This window comes from Noviherbaspirillum galbum, assembly GCF_010974945.1.
GTDB lineage: Bacteria > Pseudomonadota > Gammaproteobacteria > Burkholderiales > Burkholderiaceae_D > Noviherbaspirillum > Noviherbaspirillum galbum.
Window position 1 is genome coordinate 1 of the sequence record NZ_JAAIVB010000044.1, and the last position, 25,038, is coordinate 25,038.

Here is a 25,038-nt window from a genome sequence, read left to right on the forward strand (position 1 = left end):
GTGATCGAGGTGGAGGATTCCGGAGTGGGCATTCCGGAGGAACAGCTGCCGCAGATCTTCGACAAGTTTTTCCGTGCCGACCATGGCAAGGAAAGCATCAAGGGGGTGGGGCTGGGTCTGCACCTGGTAAAAAAGATCGTCGATCTGCACGAGGGCAGCATCACGGTGAGGAGCCAGGTGGGCGTGTCCACGACCTTCATCCTGGCCTTGCCGCTGCGTCCCGCCTTCGACTGACCGCCTCCCGGCAGGCCCGCGATCTCAGGCCGCGCCGGACTTGCCGTCCAGGTTGGCGGGCTTGCCGCGCATCGTGCGCAGGCGCAGCGCCAGCCAGGCCAGCGCCACGGTGCCGAGCAGGCCGACGACCAGCACGGGCGCGAGCGGAATGGCGGGGCCTTCGTCGTCGCGCGGCGGGTGTGCGAGCCGGGCGTCGAGCTTGAGGCGCAGCGGACCGGGGCGCGCTGCCGCCTTCATTTCCGCGCCGGCGGGACCGCGCAGCAGCTGCTGGGTCTGCGGATCGTTGAGCAGGGTCGCGAGGCGGGCGTTCAGGTCGTCCGCTTCCTTTGCAAGACGCTTTTCCGCGGCCAGTGCCTGGTCGAGTGCCTGGCGCAGCTCCGGGGAGGCCGGCCGGCGGCGCGCCGCATCCGCGGGACCCGGTTCTGGTGCCGGCGCGGGCGAATCGGAAAGCGGGAGCGTTGGAGAGTTGTCAGGCATCGGACTTAATCACTGGCAAGAATGTACGTCGTGGCAGATCCGCCCCGGTTGTTGCATGCCGTCATCGCATTGAGGCGATGGCGATGCGGCGGGTTTCCGGCAGGCGTTCGTCCGCGATGTGCGCCGCCAGCCGCGTGGCGAGGCAGAGCAGGGTCAGGGTTGGCGGCAAGCCCCATTCTCCCGGGATGACCGACGCGTCGCAGAGGTAGAGGCCGGGCGTGGCTGTCCGCAGGTCAGTGTCCACGACTTCGCCGATGGGGGCGCTGCCGCCGGGATGGGCCGCGAAATGCCAGGTGCGGAAGATCCGCCGCGCCCCGGCCTGCCTGAGGATGGCCTCGGCCAGCGCCACGCCCTTCCTGAATTTTTCCTTGTCGTCGGCGTGCAGCCGCTTGTTCACCCAGTGCGGACCGATGCGCCCGCCGATGCGGTCGCGGATCTTGACCATGATGGTCAGCGTGCGCGCGTGGGCTGAGTGCGAAAGAAGGTCGAGCCGCCCCACCTGCAGCGCGAATGCACGGTACATCGCCAGCGGCAGGCTCATGTCAGAAAGCATGACACCGTCCTGCGCGAGATGCAGGCCGGCCGCCATCGGCACCTCGGCGCCGCCGTCATGCATGTCGTCCACGCTGCCCATGACGGCGATCACCGGATCGCTGAAATGCGTGCCGTTGCCCGCCGGCAGGCCGGATCTCCGCAGCAGCCGCGGGCTGCCGATGCCGCCGCCGGCCAGGATCACGGTGCCGGCCCGGGCGACGCGCCGGCGGCCCGCCTGCATGAATGCAACGCCGCAGGCGCGGCCGTCTTCCACGATGACACGTTCCGCGCGGGCGCCCGTAAGCACGCGTGCGCCCGCCTGTGCTGCTTCTTCCGCCAGGTTGCGCGCGGTCCATTTCGCGCCGGTCGGACAACCGTACACGCAGCGCCAGCAACCCGCCTGGCACTTGTCGGCGTATATCGTCTTGTCCAGCTTGCGCCAGGGCAGGTCCATGCCGAGCGCGGCCTGCATGATGCGCCGCGCAGCGGGACCGACCAAGGCGTCTGGCAGGGGCGCGAGCGGCACCTGCCGCTTCACGTCTTCCAGCGCCGGCCGGAGGTCGATGCCCAGCCTGTCGAACATCGGCAGGGGCGGGGACAGGGCGGTGGCGAAGTTGATCGCCGAACTGCCGCCCGCGGTGAGACCGCGCACCAGCAGCGAGCCATCGAGGTTGAAGAATGCGCCCTTACCCGGGATGGCGGCCATGCCGGCCATCTGCAGCAGGCTGCCCTTGAACGGCGCCGCGCCGCCTTGTTCCAGCAGCAGCACGCGCCGGCCGCGCCGGGCGAGTTCGCGCGCCACCATCGCGCCGCCCGGCCCGGTGCCGACAACGATCGCCTCCATGGCATCGCCGTCCGGAAAGGATTGAGCTTCGTTGTTCAGCATGTGCAACCTCGCGATCTGCTTGCGCCACGTCAGCGACGGCCAGGGCAAATCCGTCAAAAGTACAAGTATTCACCGCAAAAGTGAATTCCAAAAAGCTTCGCCAGGACCGAACATGGTGCCACTGACATCCTCGAACAGGCAGGAGACCGCATGAAAACCAAGGTTGCGATCATTGGCGCCGGGCCGTCCGGGCTGCTGCTCGGCCAGCTGTTGCAGCGCCAGGGCATTGATAATGTCATTCTCGAAGCGAAAACGCCAGAGTACGTGCTCAGCCGCATCCGCGCCGGCGTGCTCGAACAGGGAACGACCGACCTGCTGCGCGAAGCTGGCGCCGGCGAGCGCATGGATCGGGAGGGCCATGTGCACGAAGGCTTCAGCCTGTCGTTCAATGGCCGCCGCGAGCGCATTGACCTCAAGGAACTGACGGGCGGCAAGACGGTGATGGTCTACGGCCAGACCGAAGTGACGCGCGACCTGATGGCGGCGCGCGAAGCCGCTGGCGGCCTGACGGTGTACGAGGCCGAGAACGTGCAGCCGCTCGACTTCCACGGCGACAGTCCGCGCGTCCGCTATACAAGGGATGGGGAAACGCACGAACTGGAATGCGAATACATCGCCGGCTGCGACGGTTTCCACGGCGTGACGCGCAAGTCGGTGCCCAAGGAAGCCATCACCTGCTTCGAGCGCGTCTATCCTTTCGGCTGGCTCGGCATCCTGTCGCGCACGCCGCCGGTAGCGCCGGAACTCATCTATGCCAACCATGAACGCGGCTTTGCCCTGTGCAGCATGCGCTCCGACATGCTGAGCCGCTACTACGTGCAATGTTCGCTTGCCGAACGCGTCGAGGACTGGTCGGACGAGCGCTTCTGGGAAGAATTGAAGTCCCGTCTGCCGGAGGACGTGGTCGCCAACCTCGTCACCGGGCCGTCGATCGAGAAGAGCATTGCCCCGCTGCGCAGCTTCGTCGCCGAGCCGATGAAGTTCGGCAGGATGTTCCTCGTCGGCGATGCCGCGCACATCGTGCCGCCGACCGGCGCCAAGGGGCTCAACCTTGCCGCCAGCGACGTGTACACCTTGTACCACCTGCTCCGCAAGCGCTACCAGGAAAACCGCGAGGCGCTGCTCGACCGGTATTCCGAGCTTTGCCTGCGCCGCATCTGGAAGGCGGAACGCTTCTCCTGGTGGATGACCTCGATCCTGCACAAGCTCGACGACGATGCCTTCGGCCGCCGCATCCAGATGGCGGACCTGGAATACTTCACCGGCTCGCATGCCGGCCGCACGACCATTGCCGAGAACTATGTCGGCCTGCCCTATGAAAGGATAGAGTGACGCCAGCGCAAAGCCGTGCGGTCACCGAACAGCCCGCCACCGCCGGCCGATGTTTGCAGCTATGATTGGAGCACGCGCTTTCCCCGCTGAAAGCCGCAACGAAGAAGAAACACATCAATGGAGACAACCATGAGCATCAAGAAGGTACTCGCATCCCTTGCCGCCGTCGGCACGATGAGCTTGACGGCAACCGTGGCGTACGCCGAAGACACCATCAAGGTCGGCCTCGTCGCCCCTTTCTCCGGACCCTTCGCCGACTACGGCCGGCAGATGGAAGGCGGCATCAAGGCCTACATGAAGGAACATGGCGACAAGGTCGCCGGCAAGAAGATCGAGATCATCACCAAGGACACCACGGGCCCGGTGCCGGAAGTCGCCAAGCGCCTCGCCCAGGAACTCGTGGTCCGCGACAAGGTGGATTTCCTCGCGGGCTTCGGACTCACGCCTGAAGCCCTGGCCGTGGCCCCGATCGCCGAGCAGGCGAAGAAGCCGATGATCATCATGAACGCGGCGACCTCGGTGATCACCACCAAGTCGAACTACATCGCCCGCTTCTCCATGACGCTGCCGCAGATCTCCGGCCCGATGGCGACCTGGGCGGTGAAGAACGGCATCAAGCGCGTGGTCACGCTGGTGGCCGACTACGGCCCCGGCATCGACGCCGAAACCACCTTCAAGACCCACTTCATCGGCGGCGGCGGACAAGTGCTCGAATCGATCCGCGTGCCGCTGCGCAACCCCGAGTTCGCACCCTTCATCCAGCGCATCAAGGACGCCAAGCCGGAAGCCGTCTTCATCTTCGTTCCCGCGGGCGAGCAGGGCATCGCCTTCATGAAAGGCTACCGCGAGCGCGGCCTGGCCGAAGCCGGCATCAAGGTCATCGCCACCGGCGACCTGACCGACGACCACGTGCTGCAGGCCATGGGCGATCCGGTGCTCGGCGTGATCACCAGCTTCCATTATTCCGCCGCGCACAACTCGCCGGAGAACAAGACCTTCCTGAAGAGCTACGCCGATGCCAACCCGAACGGCGGCCGTCCCAACTTCATGTCGGTCGCGGCGTATGACGGCATGCATGCAATTTACGAGGTGGCGAAGAAGCTCAATGGCAAGATCGAAGGCGACAAGGCGATGGCCGTCATCAAAGGCATGAAGATCAACAGCCCGCGCGGTCCGGTGATGATCGATCCGGCTACGCGGGATATCGTGCAGACGGTTTACATCCGCAAGGTGGAGAAGGTGAATGGAGAGTTGTTCAACGTCGAGTTCGACAAGTTTGCGGATGTGAAGGATCCGGGGAAGTAAGGGGCATTGCGGGATGGCGTTCCCGCTTGCCTTTGTCATTCGAGGTTATCTCTGTCATCCCCGCGAAGGCGGGGGTCCCATTTCCACGACGGTTGCGTACGCCTCTCCGGTGACCCGGTTGCGCTTCCCACTCCGTGGGGGCTTGCCGGGACTGGCCCCGGCGGGCCACTCACTTCTCTTGTCTCGCCAAGAGAAGTAAGCAAGAGAAGGCGACCCTGCTGCCGTCGCCCCTGCGGGGTTCCCGAAAGGGAGGACGGCCAAGCGGGAAGCGTGGAAACTCGCCTTCGGCTCAGACAGCCACGCTTCTTTTTCCGCTTGGCCGTCCTCCCTTTCGGCGACGTCAGAAGGGACACGGCAGGCTCGCCTTCGGCATTGCGCTCGTCGCAGCGCGCCTATCTCTGTCATTCCCGGGCAGGCGGGAATCTCATTTCGGCCGTCCGGAGAAACGCACAATAAACCCCGCAACGCAGAAACGCCTTCACGCCACCGCCACCAGACGATTCAGCCCCTCCGCATCATTCATCAAACTCGCGCTGTCGGAATCATGCACGATCCGCCCGCGATCCAGCACAATCGCGCGTTCGGTCATCGACAGTGCCAGCCGCGCATGCTGTTCCACCACGATCACCGCCATGCCGCTGGTGGCGATCAGCTTGCGGATGACGCGCACCAGTTCCTGCACGATGATCGGCGCAAGGCCTTCCATCGGTTCGTCCAGCAGCAGCAGGCTGGGATTGACCATCAGCGCCCGTGCAATGGCGAGCATCTGCTGTTCGCCGCCGGAGAGCTGGTTGCCCATGTTGCTGCGCCGCTCCTCGAGGCGCGGAAAAATCTCGTAGACCTTTTTCAGCGTCCACTCGCCGGGACGGGCGACGACGGTGAGGTGTTCCTCCACCGTCAGCGAAGGGAACATGTAGCGTTCCTGCGGCACCCAGCCGAGGCCCGCATGGGCGCGCTCATGGGTGTCGAGGCGCAGCAGGTCCTTGCCCCGCCAGTGGATGCTGCCGCGATGCAGGCGGGTAAGGCCCATGAGGCTGACGATGAGGCTGGTCTTGCCGACGCCATTGCGGCCGAGCAGCGCGAGGCTGCCGCCTTCCTGCAGCGAAAATGAAATGTCTTCCAGGACCACCGAGTCGCCGTAGCCGGCGGTGACATGCTCGACCCGCAGCAGTTCAGACATGCTCCGCCTCCCCCAGGTAAACTTCCTTCACGCGCGGATCGGCCGCGATCTCGGCCGGCGTGCCTTCAGTGAGAACCTTGCCGCCGACCAGCACCGTGATGCGTTCGGCAAAGCGGAACACCAGGCCCATGTCATGTTCGATGAAGAGAATGGTGACGTCGCGCGGCAACTGGGAAATCACGTCGAAGAGTTCGCGGCTTTCGGCGGATGGAATGCCGGCGGCCGGCTCGTCGAGGAGCAGGACCTTCGGCTTGGTCGCCAGCGCCAGTGCGATCTCGACAAGGCGCTGCTTGCCATAAGGCAGGTTGCTGGTGCGGGTGTTGGCATCCTGCGCGAGCTTGAGCAGGTGCAGCAGGTGCATGGCTTCCTCGATGGCGGCGGTCTGTTGCGCTACCGTGCGGGTCCAGGTGAAATGCGTCCCTTCGCGCTCCGAGATGGACAGCATGACCGATTCCAGCACCGTCAGGCCGCCGAACAGGGTATTGATCTGGAAGGTGCGCGTCATGCCGCGCTTGACCCGCTTGTGCTGCGGCAGCGCCGTGATGTCGTCGTCGCCGAAATAGACCTTGCCGCTGGTGGGCGGCAGGGCGCCGGTCAGCAGGTTGATGAAGGTGGTCTTGCCCGCGCCGTTCGGCCCGATCAGGGCATGGCGCGCGCCTGGCTGGAAGCGCAGGGTGATGTCGCTGTTCGCCTTGAAGGCGCCCCATTGCTTGGACAAGCCCTCGGTACGCAAGGTGGTGTTCATGGCTGTTCTCCCCGTGATTCCTGACTGGCCTTCCTGCCCTTGAGCCGGTCAGCCACCTTCTCCGCAACGCCAAGGATGCCGCCCTTGCCGAACATCACCACGATCACCAGGAACAGGCCGATCCAGAATTGCCAGTAGGCGGGGTTGAGCCCGGACAGGTAATCCTGCGCGAGCATGAACACCAGCGCCCCGACCAGCGCGCCATAGAGCCGTCCCGTGCCGCCGAGCACCAGCATGATGATCAGCTCCGCGCTGCGGGAAAAGCCGAGCGAATCCAGGCCGACGAACTGCGTGGTCTGGGCCAGCAGGGCGCCCGCCGCGCCCGCGATCGCCGCGCCCGCGGTGAACGCCGCCACCAGCCGCGCGTTGACGTCGGCGCCGATGGCGGGCATGCGTTTCGCACCCTCCCGGATGCCGGTCAGGCTCATGCCGAACGGCGACTTCACCAGCCTGCGCATCGCGACGAAGATCACGAACAGCACCGCCAGGCTGTAGAAATAGGCGGTCTGGCCGGCGAGGTCGAACTCGAACACGCCGAGCAGCTTGTCCATGGTGACGCCGGACAAGCCGTCCACGCCGCCCGTGATGAAGGCGGCCTTGTTCGCGGCTTCGTAGGTCATCAGCCCGATGCCGAGCGTGACCATCAGGCGCGTCAGGTCATGTCCGCGCACCACCAGGAAGCTGGCGACGAAGCCGAACAGGCCGGCCGCGGCCGTGGCCAGCAGCAGCCCGCTGACCGGCTCGCCCCAGCCATGCGCCGCGAGCAGGCCGGCGGCGTAGGCGCCGACGCCGAAGTAGGCGGCGTGGCCGAGCGACACGATGCCCGCATAGCCGAGGATGAGGTCGAGCGAGAGGGCGAACAGCCCGACGATCATGACCTGGCTGCCCAGGACGAGGTAGCCGGGAAAGAGAAAATAGATGGCAAGCGGCGCGAGCCAGAACACGATCTCCGCAGGCCGCCAGCGGTCGTTCGGAAGACGCGGCACAATGCGTGCAGGCATGCCCGCCTGCGCGGACGATGCCGGGCCGTCCGCCGCCCGTGGTGTGCTTGTCGCCTGTTTCATGTGCGCCTCCCGAGCAGGCCTGCGGGGAAGAGCAGCAGCAGGACCACCATCAATACGTAGATCACGAAGGCGCCGACGTCCGGCACGTAGTACTTGCCGGCCACGTCGAAGATGCCGAGGATGAGCGCGGCGAACAGCGGGCCGCGTATCGTGCCGGCGCCGCCGACCGCAACCACCAGCAGGAAGTAGACCATGTACTTGATGGGAAAGGTCGGGTCCAGGCCGAGCACGTCGATGCCGAGTCCGCCGCCGAGGCCAGCCAAGCCGGAGCCGAGCGCGAAGGTCAGGCTGAACACGCGGTTGACGTTGATGCCCAGGCCCGCCGATGCGACCTGGTTGTCCACCGAGGCGCGGATCTGGGCGCCGAAGCGCGTGCGTTCCAGCAGGTAGCCGAGCGCGCCGGTAATGATGACCACCACGGCAATCATGAACAGCCGGTACGATCCGAGGTCGAGCCCGAGCAGGGAGACTTGTCCGCGCAGCCAGTCGGGCAGCTGCACCGGCTGCTGCTGCGGCCCGAAGACATAGGTGGCGGCGGCCACCGCCATGAAGGTCAGGCCGATGGAGAACAGCACCTGGTCGAGGTGGCTGGCCTTGTAGAGGCGGCGGTAGAGCGTGCGTTCCAGGACCAGGCCCAGCACCGCGCTCGCCACGAAGGCCAGCGGCAGGGTGAGCAGGAAGGGCAGTCCCATCCGGGTCATCAGCGTGACACAGGCATAGCCGCCGACCATCGCGAACGCGCCATGCGCGAGGTTGACGAAATTCATCAGTCCCATCGTCACCGACAGGCCGACGCTGATGAGGAAGAGCAGGCTGCCATAGGCGAGCCCGTCGAAGAGGACGCCGATCAGGTTGCCGATCATGGCCGCCCCGGCTGGAACTGGTTCATGCGGTGGTCTCCAAAGTGAATGCGGTCGGACGGTCTTGCGCCGTCTTGAAGCTGGCTGGGAAATCAGGTCTTGGGGGCTTCGTCCATCTGGCGGAACACTTCCTCCGCCATGTGGAAGGCGGAGTTGGCCGCCGGCACGCCGCAGTAGATCGCGGCCTGCAGCAGGACTTCCTTGATCTCGTCGCGGGTGACGCCATTGTTGGCCGCCGCGCGAAGATGCAGCCGCAGTTCCGCTTCCCGGTTCAGGGCAACCATCGCCATGATGGTGAGCAGGCTGCGGGTATGGCGCGGCAGGCCGGGCCGGGTCCAGATCTCGCCCCAGGCATAGCGCGTGATCAGGTCCTGGAATTCGCCGTTGAGCGGGTTCAGGTTTTGCTGCGTGCGGTCGACATGGGCGTTGCCCAGCACCGCTCGGCGCACTTCCATGCCCTTGGCATGGCGTTCGCGTTCATCCATTCTTGTCTCCTTGCTCAAGGAAGCGGGTCAGCGCGGCGGTGAACATGTCGGCCTGTTCCCAGTTGGAGAGATGGGCGGCATCCAGTTCCACGTAGGCGGCGCCCTTGATCTGCCCGGCGAGCCAGCGGCCGTCTGCGGCGGGCGTGGCCAGATCATGCGTGCCCGCGATCACGAGCGCCGGATTGGCGATCGTTGCCGCCTCGCCGCGCTGGTCCATGTCGCGCACGGCGGCGCAATTGCCGACATACCCCTGCGGGTCGGTCTCGAGCAGCATGCGCCGCACCCGCTCGACCTCTTCCGGCGCGCGCTGCCGATAGGCGGGCGTGAACCAGCGTTCGATGACGGCCGGCACGATGGCTGCCATGCCTTCGTTCCTGACCTTGTCGATGCGTGCATTCCAGAGTTCCGGCGGTCCGATGTGGGCCGAGGTGTTGCACAGCACGAGGCGGTCGATGCGCGCACCGGCGTGGATGCCGAGCCAGATGCCCGTCATGCCGCCCATCGAGAGGCCGCAGAAATGCGCGCGTTCGATGCCGAGGTGATCCATCAGGGCCAGGACGTCACGGCCGAGTTGCTCCACGGCGAAGTCCTGCGCGGGAATGCCGGACTGGCCGTGTCCCCGCGTGTCATAGCGCAGCACGCGGAAGCGCTCGCGCAGCGCGGGCAGCTGCGGCTGCCACATGTCCATCGTCGTGCCCAGCGAATTCGACAGGATGAGCCATGGCGCACCCTCGCGTCCTTCGATGTCGTAATGCAGCCGGATGCCTGCCAGGTCGAGAAAAGGCATGGTGTCATCGCTCCTTATTGTCTGCGGCATGTGAGGACTGTCTCGCCAGCACGCGGTCGGTGAAGGCGGCAGCCTGGCCTAGGTATTGCGCCGGGTCGAGCAGGCGGTCCAGGTCGCCGGCGGCAATGATGTCCTTCAGGGCAGGCTCGCGGCCCAGGGCGTCCTTCAGGTCGAGTCCGTCCGCGACCGCGCGGCGGCAAGCCGCTTCGACCAGTTTGTGCGCCTCCATCCTGCCCATGCGGGCGCCGAGCGCCAGGGTGACGGCTTCCGCCATCACCAGTCCATGGGTGATGTCGACGTTGGCGCGCATGCGTGCGGCGTCGACCGACAGGCCGGCCATCGTGTCGGCCATTTGCGCCAGCGCACCGGCCGTCAGCTGCAGGATCTCGGGCAGGCTGTCCCATTCCGCCTGCCAGCCGCCGAGTGCCCGTTCATGCTCCTGGACCATGCCCGACAGCACGGTCGCCACCAGGCCGGGAACGCGCGCGGCGGCGGTCAGCGCTGCGGCGCAGGCGACCGGGTTGCGCTTGTGCGGCATGGTGGAAGAGCCGCCACGTCCTTGCGCTGCCGGTTCTGAGGCTTCCGCCACGTCCGTCTGCATCAGCAGGGAAACGTCCCGCGCCATCTTGCCGAGCGAGCCGGTCAGCATGCCGGCAATGGCCGCCACCTCGGCGATGCGGTCGCGCTGGGTATGCCATGGCATGGCGGGCAAGGCGAGTTGCAGCCGGTCGGCCAGGGCTTGCGCGACCCGCAGGCCTTCGCCGCCCAGGCTGGCGAGCGTGCCGGCCGCGCCGCCGAACTGCAGCGCGAGCACGCGGGCTCGCAAGGCGGAAAATCGTTCCTGGTGCCGCTGCACGCCGTCCAGCCAGCCCGCCGCCTTCAAGCCGAAGGTGGCCGGCAAGGCATGCTGCATCCAGGTGCGTCCGATCATGGTGGTATCGCGATGCGCCTGGGCAAGGGCAGCCAGGGCATCGCCAAGCCGGCGCAAATCCTGGTCGATCAGGTCCAGCGCTTGGCGAAGTTGCAGCACCAGGCCGGTGTCGATCGCGTCCTGGCTGGTCGCGCCCCAATGCACGTACTTGGCGGCTTCCTTGTCATGCGCGGCGACATCCGCGGTGAGTTGCTTGACCAGGGGAATGGCCAGGTTGCCGGCGGACGCGGCGGCGCGTCCGAGCGCGGGAAGGTTCAGGTGTTCCTGCCTGCAGCGCGCGGCGATCGGTTCCGCCGCGCTTGCGGGGATCACGCCGCATGCCGCTTCCGCATGTGCCAGCGCCGCCTCGAAGTCCAGCATGCCCTGCACGCAGGCTTCGGCGGAAAAGACGGCCCGCATGGCATCCGTGGAGAACATCGGGCCGGTGAGGCTGGAAAGCGGCGTGCTTGTCATGGATGGAGTGTCCGGGGTTGGCGTCGGCTTCTTTATACCCGTTCGATCACCATTGCGATACCCTGGCCGACGCCGATGCACATGGTGCACAGTGCGAAGCGGCCGCCGCTTCGATGAAGCTGGTACATCGCGGTGGTGACGAGGCGCGCGCCGCTCATGCCGAGCGGATGGCCGAGCGCGATGGCGCCGCCGTTCGGATTGACGCGCGCGTCGTCGTCAGGCACGCCGAGTTCGCGCAGCACCGCGAGGCCTTGCGCCGCGAAGGCTTCGTTGAGTTCGATGACGTCCATCTGGTCGATGCGCATGCCGAGCTGGTTCAGCAGCTTCTGCGTCGCCGGCGCCGGGCCGATGCCCATCACGCGCGGCGCGACGCCCGCGGTCGCCATGCCGACGATCCTTGCCTTGGGAGTCAGGCCGTGCCTGGCGGCGGTCTGTTCGTCGGCGAGGATAAGCGCGCAGGCGCCGTCGTTCACGCCCGAGGCATTGCCCGCGGTGACAGTGCCGTCCGGCCGCACCACGCCCTTGAGCTTCGCCAGCGCCTCCATGCTGGTGGCGCGCGGGTGTTCGTCCTTCTCGACCACGATCGGGTCGCCTTTCTTCTGCAGGATGCTGACCGGCGTGATTTCCTCGGCCAGCGTGCCGTTCGCCTGCGCCGCCGATGCCTTGTTCTGGCTCGCCATGGCGAACCGGTCCTGGTCCTCGCGGCTGATCTTGTAGTCGCTTGCCACGTTCTCCGCGGTCTCGGGCATGGAGTCCACGCCGTAGGCGGCCTTCATCTGCGGGTTGACGAAGCGCCAGCCGATGGTGGTGTCGAAGATGGCGGCATTGCGTGAAAACGCGTTGTCGGCCTTGCCCATCACGAAGGGCGCGCGGGTCATGGATTCGACGCCGCCTGCGATCATGAGGCCCGCTTCGCCCGCCTTGATGGCGCGGGCCGCGGTGCCGACCGCGTCCATGCCGGAACCGCAGAGGCGGTTCACGGTCGAGCCGCCGATCTGCAGCGGCAGGCCCGCCAGCAGCAGCGCCATGCGCGCGACGTTGCGGTTGTCTTCGCCGGCCTGGTTGGCGCAGCCATAGATCACATCCTGTACCGCTTCCCAGTCCACCTTGCCGTTGCGCTGCATGAGGGCGCGCAGGGGAATCGCGCCGAGGTCGTCCGCGCGCACGTCCCTGAGGGCGCCGCCGTAGCGGCCGATGGGGGTGCGGATGGCATCGCAAATGAAGGCTTGGGTCATGGTCTTGTCCTTTGGTGGTTCTTAGCTGTTGTCGGGGTTTGCCGCGCTGGCATCGATCAGGGTCACGCCGCTCAGGCGCTGCAGTTCGGCGAAGCCGAGTCCGGGAACGATCTCCCGCACGGCGAGGCCGTCCGCGGTCACGTCCAGCACCGCAAGGTCGGTATAGATGCGGTTGACGCAGCCGATGCCGGTCAGGGGATAGGTGCAGCGCTCGACGATCTTGCTTTCGCCGCTCTTGGTCAGGTGCTCCATCATCACGAATACCTGCTTGGCGCCGACGGCGAGGTCCATCGCGCCGCCGACCGCCGGGATCGCGTCCGGCGCGCCGGTATGCCAGTTGGCGAGGTCGCCGGTCACGGACACCTGGAAGGCGCCGAGCACGCAGATGTCCAGGTGGCCGCCGCGCATCATCGCGAAGGAGTCGGCATGGTGGAAGTAAGACGCGCCGGGCAGGGCGGTCACCGGCTGCTTGCCAGCGTTGATCAGGTCTTCGTCTTCCTCGCCGGCGGCCGGCGCGGGGCCCATGCCCAGCAGGCCGTTCTCGGTGTGCAGCAGGATTTCCTTGTCCCTCGGCAGGTGGTTGGCCACCAGCGTCGGCAGGCCGATGCCGAGGTTGACGATGGCGCCTTCCTCGATGTCGCGGGCGACGCGCGCCGCCATCTGGTCGCGGGTAAGCTTGTTCATGGGCGCTGCTCCAGTCCTTCTTGTCTTGCCTGCTTGCCGATCGTGACCACCCGCTGCACGAAGATGCCGGGCGTGACGATGGTTTCGGGATCGAGTTCGCCGAGGCCGACGACATCGTTCACCTGGGCGATGGTGCACTTGGCCGCCATCGCCATGATGGGTCCGAAGTTGCGTGCCGTCTTGCGGTAGACCAGGTTGCCCCAGCGGTCGGCGCGCAGCGCCTTGATCAGGGCGTAGTCGGCGTGGATGGGCAGTTCGAACACATAGTGCTTGCCATCGATCTCGCGGGTTTCCTTGCCCTGCGCCAGCAGCGTGCCGTAGCCGGTCGGACTGAAGAAGCCGCCGATGCCGGCGCCGGCGGCGCGGATGCGCTCGGCGAGATTGCCTTGCGGGGTCAGTTCGAGTTCGATCTCGCCGGCGCGGTAGAGGCCGTCGAACACCCAGGAGTCGACCTGTCGCGGGAAGGAGCAGATGATCTTGCGCACCCGCCTGGCCTTGAGCAGGGCGGCGAGCCCGGTGTCGCCGTTGCCGGCATTGTTGTTCACGATGGTCAGGTCGCGCGCGCCCTGGGCGATCAGGGCATCGATGAGTTCGGAGGGCATGCCGGCGTTGCCGAAGCCGCCGATCATGACGGTGGCGCCATCGTGGATGTCAGCCAGCGCGTCTTCCAGCGAGGCGCTTATCTTGTTGATCACGGCAATCCTTTTCGATTGAACGGGAAGATCATGAATGTGCTTGTTCGCTTACCGAACATGGCTTCCCTTTCGGGATTGACCGTGTGCGATTAACGCACTATTGTTCGGAATGCATGGTGCCGACCAGTGTAGCGAGCGCGAAATTGCAGCGTCAAGCCGGTGTCCGGGATTCTGTGCGATCACCGAACAATTTCCGGAGTGTTGCAATGCCGCCTTCCGTCGAGCAAGAAGAGAACGATCAGCGCAATGGCAGGAAGGCGGGGCGCAAGGCCGGCATGACGATCGCCGAGGAAATCGGCGCGCTGGCCGATCCCGATTTCATGACCTCGCTGGCGCGCGGTCTGGCCGTCATCCGCGCATTCAGCGACCAGCGCCGCAGCCTGACCATCGCGCAGATCAGCCACAAGACCGGCATTCCCCGCGCGGCGGTGCGGCGTTGCCTTCATACCCTGCGACAGCTGGGTTACGCGGATGCGGAAGCGAATCACTTTTCCCTCAAGCCCAAGGTGCTCACGCTGGGGTACTCCTATCTATCCTCCACGCCGCTGACCGTCTCCGCCTTGCCCTTCCTCAACCAGATCAGCCGCACGCTGAATGAATCCTGCTCGCTGGCGGTGCTGGATGACAACGAAATTCTGTACGTCGCCCGGTCCGCGACCTCGCGCATCATGTCCGTGGCCCTGAACACGGGCAGCCGCCTGCCGGCGTATTGCACTTCGCTCGGGCGAGCCATCCTCGCCTACCTGCCGGAAGACGTGCTTGACGATTACCTTTCCCGCGTGGAATTGAAGGCCTACACCAACAAGACGATCGTTTCCACCGCCCGGCTGCGGGAGATCCTGGCCGAGGTGCGGGAAAAGGGGTATGCCCTCGTCGAGGAAGAACTGGAGATAGGCCTGCGCTCGATCGCGGTGCCGGTGCGCGGCGCGTCCGGGGAAGTGGTTGCCGCGCTCAACGTCGGCGCGCAGGCTGCGCGGGTCACGAGTCGCCAGATGCGCGACGACATCTGCCCGGTGCTGCTGCGCGGCGCGCAAGAGCTGGCCGTCCTGCTTCCATAACCGGAAGTGATGACATTGCGGGCGATATTTCAATTTACATGCGTTTTCTTGAAGAATACAGTGCGACTTGAGACGAACTCCGGCGCGGCAACCCGTTATCTCGCGCCGGCCAACCGGCATGAATCCACACGAACGGAAGACCATGAGCGATCAATACGAATTCCTGCAGCGCGACCGCGGCGTGCACCCGCCGGCCTATGCGCCGGACTACAAGACCAGCGTGCTGCGCTCGCCGCAGAACGCCCTGATCTCGATCGAGAACACACTGTCCGAGCTGACCGGCCCGGCATTCTCGCGCGACGAACTGGGCCCGCTGGACAACGACCTCATCATGAACTACGCGAAGGATGGCTTGCCGATCGGCGAACGCATCGTGGTGCATGGATTCGTGCTGGATGAAAACGGCCAGCCGGTGCGCAACGCCTTGGTCGAGGTCTGGCAAGCCAATGCAGGCGGTCGTTACCGCCACAAGAAGGACCAGTACCTGGCGCCGATCGATCCGAACTTCGGCGGCTGCGGCCGCACGATGACCGACGACAATGGCTATTACTTCTACCGCACCATCAAGCCGGGACCTTATCCCTGGCGCAACCGCATCAACGACTGGCGTCCGGCGCACATCCACTACTCCATCTCGGGTGATGGCTGGGCGCAGCGCCTGATCACGCAGATGTATTTCGAGGGCGATCCGCTGATCGCGACCTGCCCGATCGTGCGCACGATCAAGGACGAGGAAGCGGTGCGCAGCCTGATTGCGCCGCTCGACCGTTCCTCGGCGATCCAGCTCGACAGCCTCGCCTACCGATTCGACATCGTCCTGCGCGGCAAGCGCGCCACGTTGTTCGAGAACCGCCTCCAGGGAGCACGATAATGCTGAAGGTCAACCAGTTGAGCCAACTCCGCGAAACCACGTCGCAGACCGCCGGCCCGTACGTGCATATCGGCCTGGCGCCGAAGTTCGCGGGCTTCGACATCTTTGAAAACAACTTCGACAACGTGGTGGCGGGGCCGGAAGCGAAGGGGCAGCGCATCCGCATCGAAGGCCGCGTGATCGATGGCTCTGGCACGCCGCTGCGCGACGTGCTCATCGAATGCTGGCAGGCGAATGCCGCCGGCAAGTACCGCCATCCCGCCGACCGCCAGGACAAGGACGTCGATCCGGCATTCCGCGGCTGGGGCCGGGCCTGCTCCGATTTCGAAAGTGGCGTCTTCACCTTCGAGACCATCAAGCCAGGCGCGGTGGAAGGCCGCAACGGCAGCGTCATGGCGCCGCACGTGAACCTGTGGATCGTGGCGCGCGGCATCAACATCGGCCTGAACACGCGCATGTATTTCTCGGACGAGCGCGCGGCGAATGCCGCCGATCCCATCCTCAACATGATCGAGTGGGAAGTCCGGCGCCAGACCCTCATCGGGCAACGCGCGGAATCCGGCGCGCAGGAAGGCGCGGCGGTGTACCGCTTCGACATCCACCTGCAGGGACCGCAGGAAACCGTATTCTTCGACATCTGAACTGCCCATCGGGAGCGCATCATGGAACATCCGGCCGCCTTTCAGGTCATTCGCGTCATCCAGCACGAGCACCAGTCGCTGGCGGCGGTCATCAAGGGCATGCGCCATTTCGTGCGCGTGATCGCCGAGGGCGGAAAGGCGCCGGACCTCAAGGTGTTCCGCGCGATGCTGCTGTACATCAGCGAATATCCGGAGCAGGTGCATCATCCCAAGGAAGACATGTACCTGTTCGCGCCGCTGCGCAAGCGGACCAACGAGGTGGAGATCACGATCACCACCCTGGAGGCCCAGCACCAGCTCGGCGAACAGCAGCTGCGCGACCTGTCGCTTGCGCTGATGCGCTACGAGTTCTTCGGCGACGAAGCGTTCAAGAGCTTCCATGACAAGGTGGAAGCGTATGCCAGCCAGTATTTCGAGCACATGACGCTGGAGGAAAAGATCATCTTGCCGGCAGCGCAGCAGTCCTTCACCGAGCAGGACTGGCAGGCGGCCGCTGCGGCGTTTTCCAGTAACGCCGATCCCCTGGCCGACATCCACAACGAAAGCCTGGAGAAGTTGTTCACGCTGATCTGCCGCATTACACCCGCGCCGCTCGGCCTGGGCGAGCCGGTCTGAGGCATCCGGGCCTCCTGGACTTTCCCGAAAATCCGGGAGGCTTGCCAAACGGCGCGGTTTCCTGCACTATTAGCCCGACCAATACGCAGGAACCGACGACGCCATGTCTTTCGCACGCTTTTATTTTTACTTTTACTTTAGCTATTCCAGCCCAAAGGCGGTGGAGAAGCGGTAAGCGCACGAAGATAAAAGCCAAACCGAATTCCGAAAAAAACCGCCAGAGATGGCGGTTTTTTTTTAGCCCCGTTTTCACGACGCCCCGAATTGCCCCTTTTTCAATATTGACCGGAGAACACGCCATGCCACGCACCGATGACCTTCGCATCCGCGAAATGAAAGAACTCATGCCGCCGTCCCACCTGATCCGCGAGTTCGCCTGCACGGAGAAGGTCTCCACGACGACGGCCAATGCGCGCCTGGCCCTGCATCGCATCCTGCATGCCCAGGATGACCGGGTGATGGTGGTGATCGGACCTTGCTCGATCCATGACACGAAGGCCGCCATGGAGTATGCCCGCCGGCTCGTCGAGCAGCGCGAGCGCTTCAAGAACGAGCTCGAAATCGTGATGCGGGTGTATTTCGAGAAGCCGCGCACCACGGTGGGCTGGAAAGGGCTGATCAACGATCCCTACATGGACAACAGCTTCCGCATCAACGAAGGCCTGCGCCTGGCACGCGAGCTGCTGCTGAACATCAATGAACTGGGCTTGCCGGCCGGCACGGAATTCCTCGACGTGATCAGCCCGCAATATGTCGCCGACCTGATCAGCTGGGGCGCGATCGGCGCCCGCACCACCGAATCTCAGGTGCACCGCGAGCTCGCTTCCGGACTGTCCTGCCCGGTGGGTTTCAAGAACGGCACCGACGGCAACGTGAAGATCGCCATCGACGCCATCAAGGCCGCCTCGCAGCCCCACCATTTCCTGTCGGTGACGAAGGGCGGCCACTCCGCCATCGTTTCGACCAGCGGCAACGAGGATTGCCACATCATCCTGCGCGGCGGCAAGACGCCGAACTATGACGCCGCCAGCGTCGAGGCCGCCACGAAGGACATCTCCGCCGCCGGCCTGGCGTCGCGCCTGATGATCGACGCATCCCATGCCAACAGTTCGAAGAAGCCGGAAAACCAGGTGCCGGTATGCGCCGAGATCGGCCGCCAGATCGCCGGCGGCGACACGCGCATCGTCGGCGTGATGGTCGAGTCCCACCTCGTGGCGGGGCGCCAGGACCTCGTGCCCGGCAAGGAATTGACCTACGGCCAGTCGGTGACCGACGGCTGCATCGACTGGGAAACGAGCGTGAAGGTGCTGGAAGGGCTGGCGGAATCGGTGAAGCAGCGCCGGCTCGCCGACGTGGAGTAAGCGCCGCGCTTGATGGAAGTCCTGTTGCAATGCCCTGTTCCCGACTATAACGAACTCAGGAAGGGTAGGGGCATCCGCAGGAGGCCATCATGCGACGCAGACTGTACTTCATGTTGCCCGATGTGCCCAGCGCACGCGGCTTGCTGGACGAGCTGCTGCTGGCGCGCATCGATGAAAGACATATCCATTTCTGGGCCAAGGACGGAACGCCCTTGCCCGACATGCCCGAAGCCAGTTTCCTGCAGAAGACCGACTTCGTGCATGGCATCGAGACCGGCATGATCGTCGGCGGCGCCACCGGGGTCATCGTGGGCGGGCTGCTGGTGCAGTTTCCGCCGGCCGGCCTGCAGATCTCGACCTTCGCCGTCCTCGTCGGCGGACTGGCGGGCACCCTGTTCGGCGCCTGGGCATCCGGCATGGTGGCGGCGGCGATTCCGAACTCCCGGCTCAAGGGCTTCCAGGACAGCATCGAACACGGCCAGGTTCTGCTGATCGTCGACGTCCCGGCCCGCCGGGTGGAAGACATCGAGGAAATGGTGGAAAGACGCCATCCGGATTACCGCTTCGGCGGCGTGGAACCGCACGTACCGGCGTTTCCGTAGGAAGCCGGCAGGATTCAGTCGCGGAAGTTGTTGAAGTCCAGCGGCAGGTCCTTGACGTCCTTGCGCAGCATGGCGATCGCCGCCTGGAGATCGTCGCGCTTGGCGCCGGTGACCCGCACCGCGTCGCCCTGGATGCTGGCCTGCACCTTCATCTTGCTGTCCTTGATCAGCTTGACGATCTTTTTCGCATCCTCGGACTCGATGCCGTTGCGGATCTTGATCACCTGCTTGACCTTGTCGCCGCCGATCTTTTCGATCTTGCCGATGTCGAGGAAGCGCACGTCGACGTTGCGCTTGACCATCTTGCCGGTCAGGACGTCGCGCACCTGGGTAAGCTGGAAATCGCTGTCGGCATAGGCGGTGATTTCGCGTTCCTTCTGTTCGACGCGGGCATCGGTGCCCTTGAAATCGAAGCGGGTGGTGATTTCCTTCATCGATTGATCGACCGCGTTCTTGACTTCCACGAGGTTGGCTTCGCAAACGACATCAAAGGAGGGCATGGCTGTTCTTTCTACGGAAATAATGGTCGGAAAATGCACGCAAGGCCCGCGGCGGGTCTTGCGATTCGTACAAGCGGCAATTTTAGCGGACTAAAATCGGACCGGCTAGACGAGGCGCAGAGTCTTCTCGGACTATAATCTGCGCCCTATGAGCGCATCTCCTTCCTCCCTTCCCATCCAGTCCGGCATCTCGCTGCGCCAATGCAATACCTTCGGCATCGACGCCAGCGCGCGCGCCTACCTCAGGGTGGATGGGCCGGACGTCCTGCAACAACTCCGGCAACTGCGGCAAGACGCCCGTTTGATGGCCATGCCGCGCCTGGTGCTGGGCGGCGGCAGCAACATCCTGCTCACCGGCGACGTCGACGGGCTGGTGCTGCACATGGCAAACCGGGGTATCGACGTGGTCGGCGAGGATGATCAGGCTACCTACGTGCGGGCGGCCGCCGGGGAAAGCTGGGATGGTTTTGTGCAGGAAACACTGCGCCGCGGACTGGGCGGCCTGGAAAACCTGTCGCTGATTCCCGGCAGCGTCGGCGCCTCGCCCATCCAGAACATCGGTGCCTACGGTATCGAGGTCAAGGATACCTTCCACAGCCTGACGGCCTTCGACCTGCTGACCGGCGACCTGCTGGTGCTTGACAAGCCTGCCTGCGGATTCGGCTACCGGGACAGCGTTTTCAAGCATGCCTTGCGCGATCGCGCGGTGATCGTCGATGTCACCTTCGCCTTGCCCAAGAGGTGGCAGGCCAACACCCGCTATGCCGACGTCGCGCAGGAACTCGCGTCGCGCGGCATCGACGCCCCGGCACCGCGCGACATTGCCGACGCGGTCATCGGCATCCGCACCCGCAAGCTGCCCGATCCCGCGAAGATCGGCAATGCCGGCAGCTTCTTCAAGAACCCCGTGGTCCCGGCCGAGCGGCGCAATGCCTTGCTGGAATCGCATCCGGCGCTCGTGAGTCATGTCCAGCCTGACGGCAGCTACAAGCTCGCGGCCGGCTGGCTGATCGACCAGTGCGGATGGAAGGGAAAGACGCTGGGCGCGGCCGGGGTGTACGAGAAGCAGGCCCTAGTGCTGGTGAATCGCGGTGGTGCGACCGGGAAGGATATTGCCGACCTGGCGGCGGCGATACAGCGGGATGTGATGGTGAAATTTGGCGTGATGCTGGAACCGGAACCGGTGTTTGTTTGACGGCCGCAGGCCGCAGATAACTCCCTCCCTTTCAAGAAACCTCTGCCATTGTTCCCACCCCTTCAAGGGGAGGGTTGGGGTTGGGATGGGTTTCCGGCGCGAGCAAAGGACGTCGTTGCCATCGCTAGCGAACTAAATGCCGTTTGTTGAACACGACCGAACCCCATCCCCACCCTAACCTCCCCTTGAAGGGGAGGGGATTTTACGGAGGGAATTTGAAAAGGAGAGGGTTTGGCGGACGAAACTTCAAGGGATGGAGATTAATCCTTTCACCCCGCCACAAAGTGGCAAACGTAATCCAGCGTCTCCAGCGTCTCGATATCAAAGCTCGAATTCCCCGGCACCTCGAAGCGTTGCCCTCCCTCGAAGCTCTTCCACTCAGTCTCGCCCTTGAGACGAATCCTGCACTTACCCGCATTCAGCTCCATGATTTCCGGCGCGCCGGTGTTGAAGGTCAGGGAGGACGGGAAGATCACGCCGATGGTTTTCTTCGTGCCGTCGGCGAAGAGGACGGTGTGGGAAACGCACTTGCCGTCGAAGTAGAGGTTGGCCTTCTTGACGACGGAAACGTTGTCGAATTGTGTGGTCATGATGATTGTCGATGAGGGTTATTTGGATTCGTCCTTGTTGCCGAGACGGGGCAGGCCGACCGAGGAGCCGCCGCCGAGCAGGCCTGAGCTGGTGTAGATGCCGAGCTTGTCGCGCGTGTCGGCGATGTCGAGGTTGCGCATCGTGAGCTGGCCGATGCGATCCTGCGGCGTGAACGCGCCTTCGCCTTTTTCCATCGTCAGGCGGTCGGGGTGATAGGTCAGGTTGGGCGAATCGGTGTTCAGGATGCTGTAGTCGTTGCCGCGGCGCAGTTCGACCGTGACTTCGCCGGTGATGGCGCGCGCCACCCAGCGCTGCGAGGCTTCGCGCAGCATGATGGCCTGCGGGTCGAACCAGCGGCCCTGGTAGAGCAGGCGGCCGAGCTTGCGGCCGTTCTCGCGGTATTGCTCGATGGTGTCTTCGTTGTGGATGCCGGTCACGAGGCGCTCGTAGGCGATGAACAGCAGCGCCAGTCCCGGGGCTTCGTAGATGCCGCGGCTCTTGGCTTCGATGATGCGGTTCTCGATCTGGTCGCTCATGCCCAGGCCGTGGCGGCCGCCGATGCGGTTGGCTTCCATCATGAGCTCGACCGGGCTGGCGAAGGTGACGCCGTTCAGGGCAACCGGGCGGCCTTCCTCGAAGCGCACGGTGACTTCCTCGCGCTTTACCTCGACGTCGTCGCGCCAGAAGGCCACGCCCATGATGGGCTCGACGATCTTCATGCCGCTGCTCAGGTGCTCCAGGTCCTTCGCCTCGTGGGTCGCGCCGAGCATGTTGGAATCGGTGGAGTAGGCCTTCTCGACCGACATCTTGTAGTCGAAGCCGGACTTGATCAGGAACTCCGACATTTCCTTGCGGCCGCCGAGTTCTTGGATGAAGGTCTGGTCGAGCCAGGGCTTGTAGATGCGCAGCGCGGGGTTCACCAGCAGGCCGTAGCGGTAGAAGCGCTCGATGTCGTTGCCCTTGAAGGTGGAACCGTCGCCCCAGATGTCGACCTGGTCTTCCTGCATCGCGGCCACCAGCATGGTGCCTGTGACGGCCCGGCCCAGCGGCGTGGTGTTGAAGTAAGTGATGCCGGCGGTGGAGATGTGGAAGGCGCCGCTCTGCAGGGCGGCGATGCCTTCGGCCACCAGCTGCTCGCGGCAGTCGATCAGGCGGGCCTGTTCCGCGCCGTACTGCTTCGCCTTCCTGGGGATGGCGTCGTAATCCGGTTCGTCGGGCTGGCCGAGGTTGGCGGTGTAGGCGTAGGGAATCGCGCCCTTCTGGCGCATCCAGTGCAGGGCTGCGCTGGTATCGAGGCCGCCGGAAAAGGCGATGCCGACTTTCTGGCTGACGGGAACGGACTGGAGAATGGTGGACATGGTGTGAGCTTCGGTACTTGGGGGGATAAGGGTGGCGCGGCGATCGGCGCCTATTCGTCGAGCTTGCCGCGAACCAGGTATTCGAGCAGCGCCTTCTGGACGTGCAGGCGGTTTTCCGCCTCGTCCCAGACGACCGACTGCGGACCGTCGATGACTTCGGCCGCCACTTCCTCGCCGCGGTGCGCGGGCAGGCAGTGCATGAACAGGGCGTCGGGTTCGGCGCGGCGCATCTTGGCGGCGTCCACGATCCAGCCGTCGAATGCTTTCAGGCGGGCGGCGTTCTCTTCCTCGAAACCCATGCTGGTCCAGACATCGGTCGTCACCAGATGGGCGCCGGCGCAGGCTTCGGCGGGTTCGGGGAAGAGGGTGAAATTCTTGTTGTCGGCTGCGACGAGCGCGGGGTCGATGTCGTAGCCCTTGGGCGTGGACACGTTGACGTGGAAGCCGAACAGTTGCGCGGCCTGCAGCCAGGAGTACAGCATGTTGTTGGCATCGCCGATCCAGGCCACGGTCTTGCCGGCGATGGAGCCGCGATGCTCGATGAAGGTGAAGACGTCGGCCAGCACCTGGCAGGGATGGTGCTCGTTGGTGAGGCCGTTGATCACCGGCACGCGCGAATGCTGCGCGAAGCGCTCGATGATGTCCTGGCCGAAGGTGCGGATCATGATGATGTCGCACATGCGGGAGATGACCTGCGCCGCATCTTCGACAGGCTCGCCGCGGCCGAGCTGGCTGTCGCGGGTGTTGAGGTAGATGGCGGCGCCGCCGAGCTGGTGCATGCCGGCTTCGAAGGACAGGCGGGTGCGCGTCGAGTTCTTCTCGAACACCATGACCAGCGTACGGTCCATCAGGGGATGGTAGGGCTCGTAGTTCTTGAACTTGCGCTTGATGACCCGGGCGCGCTCGATGACGTACTCGTACTCGGCCAGCGTGAAGTCGGAAAACTGTAGGAAATGTTTGATCGCCATAAATGGAAACGGCGGCCAGGTGGCGCCCGCCGCCGACGTTTGTAAGTTGTTCAATTATAAGGGTTTTGGGGCCGGATGGACAACTTTCCGCGCGGCGAGGCGGTGCGGGCCTCAGTATCCGATGGTCTGCGACGCCTCGTGCAGCAGCTGGCGGTAGAGGTCGTGCCGCATCGCATTGACCTCGCCGGCTTCCACCGCGGCAAGCACGCCGCAGCCCGGTTCCGCCAGGTGATGGCAGTTGTAGAAGCGGCAGGTCCCGAGATAGGGGCGGAACTCCACGAAGGCCCGCTCGAGCATGCCTTCGCTCAAGTGGTAGAGCCCGAATTCCTGGAAGCCCGGGGAATCGATGATGGCGGTCTCTCCGCCCATGTCGTACAGCCGGGTGAAGGTGGTGGTGTGCTTGCCGGAATCGAGCGCGGCGGAAATCTCGCGGGTGGCGATGTCGGCGTCCGGCACCAGCAGGTTGATCAGCGAGGACTTGCCCATGCCCGACTGGCCGATCAGGATGGTGGATTGTCCCTGCAGCAAGGACAGCAGGAGGGCGCGCGTGTCATCGGGCGACTTGCGCACCGAGACCTCGTGCACCGGGTAGCCGAGGCTGGCATAAAGCGCGGCGCGTTCGCGCGCCTTGGGCAGGGAGGCCTCGACGTCGATCTTGTTGAGCAGGAGATGGGCCTGGATGCCCGCCGCCTCGGCGGCCACGAGCGAGCGCGATACCAGGTCGTCGGAAAACCCCGGTTCGGTGGCGATCACCACGAAGAGCTGGGTCACGTTGGCGGCCAGCAGCTTCGACTTGTACTGGTCGGAGCGGTAGAGCAGGGTCTTGCGCTCGTCGATCTTTTCGATCACCCCCTGGTCGGGCGAGGTCTGCTTGAAGCGCACGATGTCGCCCACCGCGACGTCGCTCTTCTTGCCGCGCGTGACGCAGTTCAGCCTCTCCCCGCCCGCCTGCACCAGGTAATGCCTGCCATGCGCCGCGATGACGAGGCCCTTGCCGAGTTCCTTGCTCATGCCTGGATCATTTCCGGTTAGAGCCTCAGCGCTGGCGGTAGATCGCATCGACCTTGGCGGCGGCGATGAAATCGTTTTCCGAAATGCCGCCCTTGCCGCCGTTGACCGAGTGGGTATCGAAGCGGGCAACGACGCGGTTGTAGGTGACGGTCAGCTCGGGATGATGGTCGTCCGCGTGGATCACCCAGGCGATGGCGTTCACGAAGGCCAGGGTCTCGTAGTAATTCTTGAAATCGAAGCTGCGGACGATCTTGCCGTCCTGCAGCGTCCAGCCTTCGACCGCGGCGAGGTATTGGGAGATCTCGGCGTCGGACAGGCCTTGTTCGAGATGGCGTCCTTTTTTCTGGATGAGTTCTGCGGCGGTGACCATGTCAGGGGAT

28 protein-coding genes are annotated in these 25,038 nt (G+C 64.8%); 10 read left to right on the forward strand and 18 right to left on the reverse strand.

Annotated elements, in window-relative coordinates:
* A partial coding sequence (locus tag G3574_RS13060; protein ID WP_163963792.1) for a sensor histidine kinase occupies nt 1–234 on the forward strand: 234 nt, incomplete at its 5' end.
* A gap of 24 nt (nt 235–258) precedes the next feature.
* Here G3574_RS13060 and G3574_RS13065 read toward each other — a convergent pair.
* Nucleotides 259–711, reverse strand: a complete 453-nt coding sequence (locus G3574_RS13065; RefSeq protein WP_163963794.1) for a hypothetical protein — start codon at nt 709–711, stop codon at nt 259–261.
* Nucleotides 712–772: 61 nt separating this feature from the next.
* Nucleotides 773–2,131, reverse strand: a complete 1,359-nt coding sequence (locus tag G3574_RS13070; protein WP_163963796.1) for a GMC family oxidoreductase N-terminal domain-containing protein — start codon at nt 2,129–2,131, stop codon at nt 773–775.
* A 150-nt stretch (nt 2,132–2,281) separates the two neighbouring features.
* On the opposite strand from G3574_RS13070, the gene pobA reads away from it, so the two are divergent.
* A complete protein-coding gene (gene pobA / locus G3574_RS13075; protein ID WP_163963798.1) occupies nt 2,282–3,463 on the forward strand; it encodes a 4-hydroxybenzoate 3-monooxygenase in 1,182 nt (393 codons plus the stop codon).
* Between the two features lie 129 nt (nt 3,464–3,592).
* Nucleotides 3,593–4,768, forward strand: coding sequence for an ABC transporter substrate-binding protein (locus G3574_RS13080; RefSeq protein ID WP_163963800.1), 1,176 nt, complete (start codon nt 3,593–3,595; stop codon nt 4,766–4,768).
* Between the two features lie 478 nt (nt 4,769–5,246).
* Here G3574_RS13080 and G3574_RS13085 read toward each other — a convergent pair whose 3' ends face one another.
* From G3574_RS13085 to G3574_RS13130, 10 genes are all read right to left on the reverse strand, one after another.
* Complete coding sequence (locus G3574_RS13085; protein ID WP_163963802.1) at nt 5,247–5,948, reverse strand: ABC transporter ATP-binding protein; 702 nt, start codon at nt 5,946–5,948, stop codon at nt 5,247–5,249.
* Entirely contained in the window at nt 5,941–6,693 is a 753-nt protein-coding gene (locus G3574_RS13090; RefSeq protein WP_163963804.1) for an ABC transporter ATP-binding protein, read from the reverse strand. Before G3574_RS13090 ends, G3574_RS13085 begins: the two co-directional genes overlap by 8 nt.
* Nucleotides 6,690–7,694 (reverse strand): branched-chain amino acid ABC transporter permease, encoded by a 1,005-nt coding sequence (locus G3574_RS13095; protein WP_163963934.1) that lies wholly within the window; start codon nt 7,692–7,694, stop codon nt 6,690–6,692. The genes G3574_RS13090 and G3574_RS13095 overlap by 4 nt, the downstream gene beginning before the upstream one ends.
* A 59-nt stretch (nt 7,695–7,753) precedes the next feature.
* Complete coding sequence (locus G3574_RS13100; RefSeq protein WP_163963806.1) at nt 7,754–8,620, reverse strand: branched-chain amino acid ABC transporter permease; 867 nt, start codon at nt 8,618–8,620, stop codon at nt 7,754–7,756.
* Between the two features lie 89 nt (nt 8,621–8,709).
* Entirely contained in the window at nt 8,710–9,102 is a 393-nt protein-coding gene (pcaC, locus tag G3574_RS13105; RefSeq protein WP_163963808.1) for a 4-carboxymuconolactone decarboxylase, read from the reverse strand.
* Nucleotides 9,095–9,889, reverse strand: a complete 795-nt coding sequence (gene pcaD / locus G3574_RS13110; RefSeq protein WP_163963810.1) for a 3-oxoadipate enol-lactonase — start codon at nt 9,887–9,889, stop codon at nt 9,095–9,097. The genes pcaC and pcaD overlap by 8 nt, the downstream gene beginning before the upstream one ends.
* A 4-nt stretch (nt 9,890–9,893) precedes the next feature.
* On the reverse strand, nt 9,894–11,273 hold the full coding sequence (locus G3574_RS13115; RefSeq protein WP_163963812.1) for a 3-carboxy-cis,cis-muconate cycloisomerase: 1,380 nt from the start codon (nt 11,271–11,273) through the stop codon (nt 9,894–9,896).
* Nucleotides 11,274–11,305: 32 nt separating this feature from the next.
* Nucleotides 11,306–12,508, reverse strand: coding sequence for a 3-oxoadipyl-CoA thiolase (gene pcaF, locus G3574_RS13120; RefSeq protein ID WP_163963814.1), 1,203 nt, complete (start codon nt 12,506–12,508; stop codon nt 11,306–11,308).
* Nucleotides 12,509–12,529: 21 nt separating this feature from the next.
* On the reverse strand, nt 12,530–13,192 hold the full coding sequence (locus tag G3574_RS13125; RefSeq protein ID WP_163963816.1) for a CoA transferase subunit B: 663 nt from the start codon (nt 13,190–13,192) through the stop codon (nt 12,530–12,532).
* Nucleotides 13,189–13,887: a 3-oxoacid CoA-transferase subunit A gene (locus G3574_RS13130; RefSeq protein WP_163963818.1), complete on the reverse strand. Its 699-nt coding sequence runs from the start codon at nt 13,885–13,887 to the stop codon at nt 13,189–13,191. Before G3574_RS13130 ends, G3574_RS13125 begins: the two co-directional genes overlap by 4 nt.
* A 275-nt stretch (nt 13,888–14,162) precedes the next feature.
* On the opposite strand from G3574_RS13130, the gene G3574_RS13135 reads away from it, so the two are divergent.
* The 6 genes from G3574_RS13135 to G3574_RS13160 all read left to right on the forward strand — a co-directional run bounded on the left by G3574_RS13135 (nt 14,163) and on the right by G3574_RS13160 (nt 19,035).
* Nucleotides 14,163–14,945: an IclR family transcriptional regulator domain-containing protein gene (locus tag G3574_RS13135; RefSeq protein WP_163963936.1), complete on the forward strand. Its 783-nt coding sequence runs from the start codon at nt 14,163–14,165 to the stop codon at nt 14,943–14,945.
* A 142-nt stretch (nt 14,946–15,087) separates the two neighbouring features.
* On the forward strand, nt 15,088–15,816 hold the full coding sequence (gene pcaH / locus G3574_RS13140) for a protocatechuate 3,4-dioxygenase subunit beta (RefSeq protein WP_163963820.1): 729 nt from the start codon (nt 15,088–15,090) through the stop codon (nt 15,814–15,816).
* A complete protein-coding gene (pcaG, locus tag G3574_RS13145; protein WP_205609779.1) occupies nt 15,816–16,457 on the forward strand; it encodes a protocatechuate 3,4-dioxygenase subunit alpha in 642 nt (213 codons plus the stop codon). Before pcaH ends, pcaG begins: the two co-directional genes overlap by 1 nt.
* Nucleotides 16,458–16,478: 21 nt before the next feature.
* Complete coding sequence (locus G3574_RS13150; protein ID WP_163963822.1) at nt 16,479–17,072, forward strand: hemerythrin domain-containing protein; 594 nt, start codon at nt 16,479–16,481, stop codon at nt 17,070–17,072.
* A 299-nt stretch (nt 17,073–17,371) separates the two neighbouring features.
* A complete protein-coding gene (gene aroG, locus G3574_RS13155; RefSeq protein WP_163963824.1) occupies nt 17,372–18,433 on the forward strand; it encodes a 3-deoxy-7-phosphoheptulonate synthase AroG in 1,062 nt (353 codons plus the stop codon).
* An 89-nt stretch (nt 18,434–18,522) separates the two neighbouring features.
* A complete protein-coding gene (locus G3574_RS13160; protein ID WP_205609780.1) occupies nt 18,523–19,035 on the forward strand; it encodes a DUF1269 domain-containing protein in 513 nt (170 codons plus the stop codon).
* 14 nt (nt 19,036–19,049) lie between these two features.
* On the opposite strand, the gene G3574_RS13165 is transcribed toward G3574_RS13160, so the two are convergent.
* A complete protein-coding gene (locus G3574_RS13165) occupies nt 19,050–19,535 on the reverse strand; it encodes a YajQ family cyclic di-GMP-binding protein (RefSeq protein ID WP_163963826.1) in 486 nt (161 codons plus the stop codon).
* 148 nt (nt 19,536–19,683) lie between these two features.
* Between G3574_RS13165 and murB the strand changes: the two genes are divergently transcribed.
* Nucleotides 19,684–20,730, forward strand: a complete 1,047-nt coding sequence (gene murB, locus G3574_RS13170) for a UDP-N-acetylmuramate dehydrogenase (RefSeq protein WP_163963828.1) — start codon at nt 19,684–19,686, stop codon at nt 20,728–20,730.
* Between the two features lie 269 nt (nt 20,731–20,999).
* Here murB and ppnP read toward each other — a convergent pair whose 3' ends face one another.
* The 5 genes from ppnP to G3574_RS13195 form a co-directional block, all read right to left on the reverse strand.
* Nucleotides 21,000–21,320 (reverse strand): pyrimidine/purine nucleoside phosphorylase, encoded by a 321-nt coding sequence (ppnP, locus tag G3574_RS13175; protein ID WP_163963830.1) that lies wholly within the window; start codon nt 21,318–21,320, stop codon nt 21,000–21,002.
* Between the two features lie 18 nt (nt 21,321–21,338).
* Complete coding sequence (gene argG, locus G3574_RS13180) at nt 21,339–22,679, reverse strand: argininosuccinate synthase (protein WP_163963832.1); 1,341 nt, start codon at nt 22,677–22,679, stop codon at nt 21,339–21,341.
* Between the two features lie 50 nt (nt 22,680–22,729).
* On the reverse strand, nt 22,730–23,647 hold the full coding sequence (gene argF, locus G3574_RS13185) for an ornithine carbamoyltransferase (RefSeq protein WP_163963834.1): 918 nt from the start codon (nt 23,645–23,647) through the stop codon (nt 22,730–22,732).
* 111 nt (nt 23,648–23,758) lie between these two features.
* Entirely contained in the window at nt 23,759–24,658 is a 900-nt protein-coding gene (gene rsgA / locus G3574_RS13190; RefSeq protein WP_235953400.1) for a ribosome small subunit-dependent GTPase A, read from the reverse strand.
* 25 nt (nt 24,659–24,683) lie between these two features.
* The gene (locus G3574_RS13195) at nt 24,684–25,028 is read right to left on the reverse strand and encodes a 4a-hydroxytetrahydrobiopterin dehydratase (RefSeq protein WP_163963839.1); all 345 of its coding nucleotides are present in this window, start codon (nt 25,026–25,028) and stop codon (nt 24,684–24,686) included.
* Between the last annotated feature and the right edge of the window lie 10 nt (nt 25,029–25,038).